The sequence below is a fragment of the Amycolatopsis taiwanensis DSM 45107 genome (assembly GCF_000519205.1).
GTDB lineage: Bacteria > Actinomycetota > Actinomycetes > Mycobacteriales > Pseudonocardiaceae > Amycolatopsis_E > Amycolatopsis_E taiwanensis.
This window is the reverse complement of record NZ_JAFB01000073.1, coordinates 1-2,528: the sequence shown is the minus strand read 5'-3', so window position 1 is coordinate 2,528 and position 2,528 is coordinate 1. Positions and strand designations below refer to the sequence as shown.

At 63.4% G+C, this 2,528-nt stretch carries 2 protein-coding genes; both read right to left on the bottom strand.

Annotation, left to right across the window (positions count from 1 at the left end):
• Positions 1 to 66: 66 nt before the first annotated feature.
• Positions 67 to 492: a hypothetical protein gene (locus A3CU_RS0134720; protein ID WP_027946096.1), complete on the bottom strand. Its 426-nt coding sequence runs from the start codon at positions 490 to 492 to the stop codon at positions 67 to 69.
• 25 nt (positions 493 to 517) lie between these two features.
• Complete coding sequence (locus A3CU_RS0134715; protein WP_027946095.1) at positions 518 to 1,756, bottom strand: hypothetical protein; 1,239 nt, start codon at positions 1,754 to 1,756, stop codon at positions 518 to 520.
• Between the last annotated feature and the right edge of the window lie 772 nt (positions 1,757 to 2,528).

Genomic DNA, 2,528 nt, shown 5'->3' with positions numbered 1-2,528 from the left:
ATACCGACCGAACCTGCTGACCAGCTTCCTCGCCCAAACCGGCCTCACCCTCGAACCCGAGCCACCCTAACCCTGACCATTCAACCTCTGTAGCGCCTCCTTGTACTGCTCAGCGTTCTCTAGCGGGTGGTGGTACTCGTAGATGCCGACCTGTTGGAGCAGGATCGCATCATTGAGTTCGACGAGTTCCTGCCGCGCCTCATCGATCTGCAGTTGGATGCGCCGCAGTTCCTGTTGAGCCGAAGCGGTGGATTCTTCTTGCCGATCGGCCTCTCGCGATGCGTTGTCAAGGTCGGACTCGGCCGTGAGAACGTCGACAGGCCCCTCTGCGGTGTCCTGCCTCCCGTCGTCCGTCGGCGCGTCAGCGACCCAGAACTGCCAGCCCGCAGGCGCTGGCGGCCAAGACGGCGGCGGTTGCCACCCGGCCGGGGGCGCCCACCCGGGCGTTGGCTGCGGCCAGCCCGGGGGCGGAACGAAGCGGAACCCGCTCACTGGATGTTCTCACCGGCGTTGGAGTTCATTTACGTACTCCTTTCATGTCGCCGATCGGGGTCAGGCGATGCGGGGCCTTCGACACGACAGCACGAAGATGCTTTAGCGTTTCGGAAGGAGTAATGCGAGACAAGTCGATCTCCAAAAAGTCCTCACGGCTCACGGCCAACGCCAGGAGACGGACGAACACGTCCTTGCCGACGGCGGGATCGACGTGGTTGACACCGCCGACCAGTGAGATGCTGTCGATCTTTCCCGCACGGTCAGACTCCCAGACCTCGTGAACCGTCCTCAGAGTCATGTTGTTGACCAAATTGACATACCTGGTCGCGAAGTCCTTCTGCGTCAGCTTGGTTTCCGCGATCTCGTCGCTCGCTCGCACGTATCGGAAAGACTTGGTCGCTGGGATCGCGTCAGGCGGAGGGAAGACAAGCGTGATGCACAGTTCACGCAGATCAGCATCGTACGAGAAGTCGACATCACTGTTGGCGGCGATCACGTCAGGGTAGATCGAGTTGCCGAACACGATGCCGACGTACTCCTCGACTGCATCGGGTTCGGAGGCCGCGAACCGGTTGATGAGATCGTCGAGACTTTCGTTCTCCGCATCAACGACCCGCTGGCGTTCGTCGCACTCGGCGTCGTAACGCCGCCGGTCATCGGCCAACCTACGCAACCGCTCGCTCTCCGCAGCTTGGTATTGCTGCGTGGCGGCCAGTTGCCGCTGCGGAATCTGCGCTACCACCGCCTGCCAGGCCTCATGCGCTTGCGCGAACTGGGCCTGAGCGGCAGCGGTCGCCGCGGCGTGCTTCTTCTTGGCAAAGACCGCCGAGATACCGGTGGGCGGAGCCGGTGGCTGGTAGTAGGGCTCCGGCGGAGCAACGATCGGTGCAGGTGGCGGCGGCACGACCTGGTGCGGCGACTTGAACTCCGGATGCTGCGCCACGCGGCGAAGCTTTTCCAGATCTACGTAGTCATCGACGGCCAGGGTCGACTCGAGCACACTGTCGATGGCGGCGAGCTCTTCTCGCAGATTCGCGTTCAGCGACTCGACCTTGGACTGCTGGGCTTCGACGTGGAGACGCTTGGCTTCGCGTTCCGCCTGTGCCAACGCTTGCGCATCCGCGCGCGCCATGCGCTCGCGTGCTAAGGCGGCTGCGGCTTCAGCGCGATGCACTTCTCTTTCGAGACGCACCCGCTCGCGTTCAGCGGCTGCGACTTGCCTCGCTCTTTCCTTCTGCGCCTTGGCCGCCTGATACTGCATCTCGGCAAAGAACCCCCGGCGACGACCCATCGATATGCCTCCGACCTCAACAAACCCAGCGCTGGTGGGTATCGGTACGGCGGCCAAAATGTTTCACAGAAGATCAGGCCTTCCGGTGACACGAGCCAACACGTCGCACCCGCCACACCCGGACGATGCCCAGGTCAACGCGCCTACGCAGGGAAGTTCACGCGAAATAAGGTGCTGCCCGATCGCGACAACAAGCGTCGATCGTTAGCGAATCGTGCCCCCGGGCGGCTGTGGGCCAGAGGCTCCCGACTCCTGCGCGCGGAGGTGGTCCGTGGTCGGACGAACTCAACTCGCCACCATCTCCGACGTGCAAGCCCGCACCGAAGTCGAACTGTCGACAGAATAGAAGGCTCGCACCGCCAGTCCTCATCGACGACGGCATCCGCGTTGGCGTGCGCGCGCATGCCCGCCCTCACGAACCCTCGCCCGACACTGCGGTAGGCGTGATCTGCATGGCCGTGGTCCGTGCCCTGGCCACACCAGCGGGTGGCGGAGGCGGCAGCGGCCGACCAGTTGTCTACCACGCCGGCAGATGACGCATTGCTATGTCCGCCACCACACCACCAACCTGTGCGTCGCATTCGACACGGCTCGCTCGAACTGGCCGACGTTGTGCGTGCCGAAACCCGGCCCCATAGGTCAGGGCTCTAGTAGTGCTTTGTTAGGTGTGTCGTTGTGGCTGGTCGGGGCGTTGCTGTGATCTCCTTTGCGGGTGCTTCCGGAGGAAATGGACGAGGTTCGT

What these genes read in the sequence shown, in the direction of transcription:
- A3CU_RS0134715 (WP_027946095.1), bottom strand. Translation starts at nt 1,756, where the DNA reads ATGCAGTATCAGGCGGCCAAGGCGCAGAAGGAAAGAGCGAGGCAAGTC.